This is a genomic window from Trebonia sp. (assembly GCF_030042015.1).
Taxonomy (GTDB): Bacteria; Actinomycetota; Actinomycetes; order Streptosporangiales; family Streptosporangiaceae; genus Trebonia.
In genome coordinates this window covers 1-4785 of record NZ_JASIAL010000251.1, presented here as the reverse complement: position 1 = coordinate 4785, position 4785 = coordinate 1, and the positions used below count along the sequence as shown (strand labels likewise).

Genomic DNA, 4785 nt, shown 5'->3' with positions numbered 1-4785 from the left:
GCCTCGGCGACCACGCGGTGGCGCTGCTCTGGACGCGCGGCCTCGCCCTGTCGGCGGAGGAGGCCACCGCGCTGGCGCTCAGCCGGCCGGCCGGCGGGAGGGACGTCGTTGAGGCAGCCGCCGCGGCGGCGCCGGCCTGGGCCGCGACCGCCCCGCTGACACCACGGGAAATGGAGATCGCCGCGCTGGTCGCCGAGGGCCGCAGCAACAAGGCCATCGCCGGGGAACTGGTCATCAGCCCAGCGACAGTCGCCAGGCACGTCGCCAACATCATGGCCAAGCTGGGCTTCCGGTCCCGCGCCCAGATCGCCGCCTGGACCGCGGGCCGCGCGGTGGCGGTTACCGCGGCTACCGCGGCTACCGCTGGGCGCGGGCTTCCTCCACGGTGAGTTCGGCGGCCGGATCGGCCTCGAGCCGCTCGTCGGAGATCGGCTGGCCGCTCAGCACCGAACGGCCGTAGGTGCCAGCCTCGAGGCGGCCAAGCGCCCGGTCGATGGCGGCGAGCCGCTCTCGCAGGTCCTCGACGATCGCCTCGTCTTCGGCCTCCTCGGTCAGCGGCAGCGCCTCGTCCCCGTAGTCGCGTGCGCTGTCCGGCGCGGTGAGGTCGGCATCCGTCGCCTTCTCGGCCTCGCGCAGCAGGCCCGCTACCTCGTCCCGCTCGGCGCGCAGCAGCGATCGCGCCCGGCTCTCGTCCATGTTGACCCCCTTGCCACGTCGAACATACCCCGCGGACGTGCCCGCGATCGCTGAATCAGCGCGGACGGCGCGGGAGCCAGCACAGGGCGATCAGCAAACCGCCGGCCGCGACCCCGGCGGCCGCGAGCATGCCGAGGTCCAGGCCGCTGGCGAACGCGGCGCGGGCTAGCTGGGCGAGCTGTTCGCCTGCCGCTCCTGGCAGCCGGGCGGCGACCTCGAGGGCGCCGCCGAGGGAACCGCGGACGGCGGCCATGGCCGCCGCGGGGACATGCTGCCCGGCCAGCGCGGCACCGACGTTGTCCTGGTAGCGGGTGGTGAGCACGCTCCCCACGACCGCGACGCCGAGCGCGCCGCCGACCTGGATGGCGGTGGTGTTGGCGGCCGACCCGACGCCGGCGTTGCCGCCCGGCACCGAGCCGACCACCGATCCGCTTGACGTCGGCAGCGCCAGGCCGGCGCCCGCGCCGAGCAGGACGATCCCGGCGACTATCCCGCCGTAGCCGGTGGTCGCGGTGATGCCGGACACCAGCCACAGTCCGGTCGCGATGCAGGCGAGGCCGGCGGACATCGTGAGCTTCGGCCCGAGCGTCCTGACGCCGACAGCCGACAGCGGCGCGATCGCCACCACGGCCGCGGCGGCGGGCAGGGTGCGCAGGCCGGCCTGCAGCGGGGTGAAGCCGAGCGAGAACTGCAGGAACTGGGTGAGCACGAACAGCGCGCCGTAGAGCCCGAAGTTCACTGTCGCGACCGCCGGGATCGCGGCGCCGAACGCGCGGTCGCGGAAGAAGCGCAGGTCCAGCAGCGGATGCGGGCTGACACGCTCCCAGGCGACGAACACCCCGAGCACCGCAAGCCCGGCCGCGCCTGCCCCGATGACCTGGGCCGAGGACCAGCCCCGCACCGGCCCCTCGATGATCGCCCACAGGACCAGCCCGATCCCGGCGATGGACAGCAAGGCGCCGGCCAGGTCAGGCGTGCCCGCCGCGGGGTTGCGCGAGTCGGGGACGAGCCAGACCGCGGCGGCGAGGCCGAGCGCCGCGATCGGCACGTTGACAAGGAACACCGAGCCCCACCAGAAGTGCGCGAGCAGCAGGCCGCCGATGATCGGGCCGAGCGCCACGCCCACGCCGGTCGTCGCCGCCCACACGCCGATCGCGCGCTGGCGCTGCGCGGCGTCGCGGTACATGTCGCTGATGATCGACAGCGTCGAGGGGATCATCAGCGCGCCGCCGACGCCCATGCTCGCGCGCGCCGCGATCAGCAGGCCGACCGAACCGGAGAAGGCGGCCCAGGCGGAGCCGGCCGCGAAGATCGCCAGCCCGGCCAGGAACGTCCCCTTCCTGCCCACCTTGTCCGCCAGGCTCCCGGCGGTCAGCAGCAGCCCGGCGAACACGATCACGTAGGCGTCCACTATCCACTGCAGGTCGCTCTGGCCCGCGTTCAGGGCCCTGACCAGGGTCGGGAGAGCCACGTTGAGGATCGTGTTGTCCAGGTTCGCGATGAGGACCGCCACGCACAGCACCGCCAGTGCCGCGGGCCGCCGCCCGCCTGTCCGGCCGCCCGCGTTGCCGCGGATCGCGCGAGGCCGGGTCGCGCCAACTTCGGTTGCCACGTATTGCAGCCTATAGCAAATTTGCAGTTAACTGCAAGACTGCAGTTGGATATACAATCGGCTCATGACAGAGACGGCACAGACGGGACTGCGCGAGCGAAGCAAGGCGCGGCGGCGGGAGGCGATCATCCGGGCGGCGTACCAGCTGTTCGCCGAGCGCGGCTTCGACGCCACGACCGTCGCCGACATCGCCGCCGCGGCCGAGGTCGCGCCGCGCACGGTCGCGATGTACTTCCCGTCCAAGCAGGACATCGCGCTGTCGCGGTACAGCGAGGGGATCGAGTCGCTGACCGCCGCGGTCGGCAGCCGGGCACCGGGCGAAACCCTGATCGGCGTGCTTGACCGCTGGCTGCGCGACGCCGACCTGCATTCCGACGCGGACATGAAGCGGCTTGCGCTGCGCATGTTCGCCGCCAACCCGGAGCTGAACGCGCTGCGCACGGCGCGGATGGCCGCCGCCATCAGCGAGGGCGCCGCGGCCATCGCCGCCGAGACCGGCACCGCGCCCGGCTCCTTCGGCCCGCACATCGCGGCCGTCGCCACGGCCGCGATCCTGCTCGAGGTCACCGACCTCGTGCCAGGTCCCGCCCGCGACGAGGCCGTCACGATCGCGCTCCGGTTCCTCGACGCGGGCATCAGGACCCTGGGCCCCGCCTAGCTACAGGCCCTGGCTGAAGCCCTCGGGGACGATCACGTCCGCGGCGGCGACGTCGCGTACCGACGGCCGGCCGAGCGCGAGCAGCGCCGAGTCGATGCCGCCGCGCAGCACCTCGAAGACGTTGCGGACGCCGGCCGGGCCGCGGGCCGCCAGGCCCCACAGGCACGGGCGGCCGATCAGCACCGCGCGGGCGCCGAGCGCGAGCGCCTTCACCACGTCGCCGCCGCGCCGCACGCCGCCGTCGAGCAGCACCTCGATCTCGCCGCCGACCGCTGCCACGATCGCAGGCAGCGCCCTTATCGAGGCAGGAGTGCCGTCGAGGTTGTTGCCGCCGTGGTTGGACACAGAAATCGCGGTGGCGCCGATCTCGACCGCGCGCCGGGCGTCCTCCGGCCGCAGCACGCCCTTGACCAGGAACGGCCCGCCCCACCGGGCGCGCAGCCAGGCGATGTCCGCCCAGGCCGGCGGCCTGACTGCCTGCCAGTCACGGTAGGCGGCGAAGAAGCCGGGCGCCGGCCCGCCCGGGCGCGCCATGTTGGGCACGGTGAGGTCGGGCAGGCCGCCGTGCCGCAGCCAGCCGAGCAGGTAGCCGGGCCTGGCCAGGGCCTGCGGGGCGTACCGCAGCATTGCCGGCAGGTCCATTGCCCGCGGTATGGCGGGGCTGCCCCAGTCCCGGCCGCCGGGAAACGACCAGTCCAGCGTGACGATGAGGGCGATCGCGCCGCCGCGCCGCGCGGTCTCGGCCCGTTCAAGCAGTGTGTCGCGGTCGGCGGACCAGTGCACCTGGAAGAAAAGCTTCGGGTTCACCCGCGCCACCTCCGCCGCCGGCTTGCTGGCGAACTCGCTGAGCCCCATGGCCGTACCCGCGTCCCTCGTGCCCATGGCGACGGCCACCTCGCCGAGCGGGTGCACCGCCTGCGCGCCGACCGGGGCGGCGATCACCGGCAGTTCGACCGGTATCCCCAGGACCGTGGTCCGCAGGTCGCGGGTGGCGGGCAGGTCCGCCAGCCGCGGCGGCGCGAACCTGATCTCACCGAACGCGGCCACGTTGTCGGCCCGGGTGACGCCCGCCTCCGCGCCCGCCTCAAGGGCGAGGAACACCGACCGGGGCAGCCGCCGCCTGGCACGCCGCCGCGCCTCGGCCACGGACTCGAACCACCCCCGCGTGCTCGCCACCGTTCACTGTAACCGCGTTTGTGCGCGCCGCCCAGGACTCCTGCTGCGCGGGATGTGGATGCGGCTCTTGGCGTTCCACCGATCTGTGCGCGCTAGTACTCCAGCCGTAGATCGTTGCGTTCATGGGTCTTGGGTTGATTGCCGCTGGTAGTGGCAGGTTTTGGCGCGGTGCTGGTGGTGTCGTCGCCAGTTTGACCATCGGATCCGGTGGCTGTGGTCGTGCGGGTGCTTGATGGTCAGGCTGGCGAAGAGGCGGGCGATCTCGTTGCGGGTCAGCGGGATCTGCCCGGCGGGGGCCGGGGCGCGGAGGGATTCGAGGGCGGCGGCGATGGTGAGGGCGGCGGCGGCGAGCATGGCGAGGGTGGCCCACCGGTACCAGGAGGTCCAGCGGCGGACCTGGTGCTCGGCCATCAGTCCCAGCACGAACGCCCGCGCCCGGCGCCGCGGCTCTGCCCTGCGCAAACGGGTCCCGGCACGGGTCATCAGCTCATCGAGTACCCCGCCCAGCCGCCGGGGTCTACGCCGTGGCCAGCGGCCACCAGAAGATCATCATGTGTCATCACAAACCGGGATGATCAGATGGTGGCCGCCCCGTCTCCAGCACCGGCACGCCGAAGATCTAGGCTCGGCCAGGAGACAGGGC

General features: G+C 73.4%; 6 protein-coding genes. 2 read left to right on the top strand and 4 right to left on the bottom strand.

Features of this window, described 5'->3' with window-relative positions; translation table 11 throughout:
* A partial coding sequence (locus Q1N79_RS13435) for a response regulator transcription factor (protein ID WP_300608939.1) occupies nucleotides 1–389 on the top strand: 389 nt, incomplete at its 5' end.
* On the opposite strand, the gene Q1N79_RS13430 is transcribed toward Q1N79_RS13435, so the two are convergent.
* Together Q1N79_RS13430 and Q1N79_RS13425 are read right to left on the bottom strand one after the other, a co-directional pair.
* On the bottom strand, nucleotides 358–696 hold the full coding sequence (locus tag Q1N79_RS13430; protein ID WP_300608937.1) for a hypothetical protein: 339 nt from the start codon (nucleotides 694–696) through the stop codon (nucleotides 358–360). The genes Q1N79_RS13435 and Q1N79_RS13430 overlap by 32 nt on opposite strands.
* A 55-nt stretch (nucleotides 697–751) precedes the next feature.
* Nucleotides 752–2308, bottom strand: coding sequence for an MFS transporter (locus Q1N79_RS13425; protein ID WP_300608935.1), 1557 nt, complete (start codon nucleotides 2306–2308; stop codon nucleotides 752–754).
* A 64-nt stretch (nucleotides 2309–2372) separates the two neighbouring features.
* Here Q1N79_RS13425 and Q1N79_RS13420 point away from each other — a divergent pair, with 64 nt between their 5' ends.
* Entirely contained in the window at nucleotides 2373–2966 is a 594-nt protein-coding gene (locus Q1N79_RS13420) for a TetR/AcrR family transcriptional regulator (protein WP_300608933.1), read from the top strand.
* On the opposite strand, the gene mftD is transcribed toward Q1N79_RS13420, so the two are convergent.
* Together mftD and Q1N79_RS13410 are read right to left on the bottom strand one after the other, a co-directional pair.
* The gene (mftD, locus tag Q1N79_RS13415; RefSeq protein WP_300608931.1) at nucleotides 2967–4142 is read right to left on the bottom strand and encodes a pre-mycofactocin synthase MftD; all 1176 of its coding nucleotides are present in this window, start codon (nucleotides 4140–4142) and stop codon (nucleotides 2967–2969) included.
* A gap of 120 nt (nucleotides 4143–4262) precedes the next feature.
* On the bottom strand, nucleotides 4263–4553 hold the full coding sequence (locus Q1N79_RS13410; protein ID WP_300608929.1) for a hypothetical protein: 291 nt from the start codon (nucleotides 4551–4553) through the stop codon (nucleotides 4263–4265).
* Between the last annotated feature and the right edge of the window lie 232 nt (nucleotides 4554–4785).

Coding starts and splice junctions, on each gene's coding strand:
- Q1N79_RS13430 (WP_300608937.1), bottom strand. CDS start 696: ATGGACGAGAGCCGGGCGCGATCGCTGCTGCGCGCCGAGCGGGACGAG.
- Q1N79_RS13420 (WP_300608933.1), top strand. CDS start 2,373: ATGACAGAGACGGCACAGACGGGACTGCGCGAGCGAAGCAAGGCGCGG.
- Q1N79_RS13410 (WP_300608929.1), bottom strand. CDS start 4,553: ATGGCCGAGCACCAGGTCCGCCGCTGGACCTCCTGGTACCGGTGGGCC.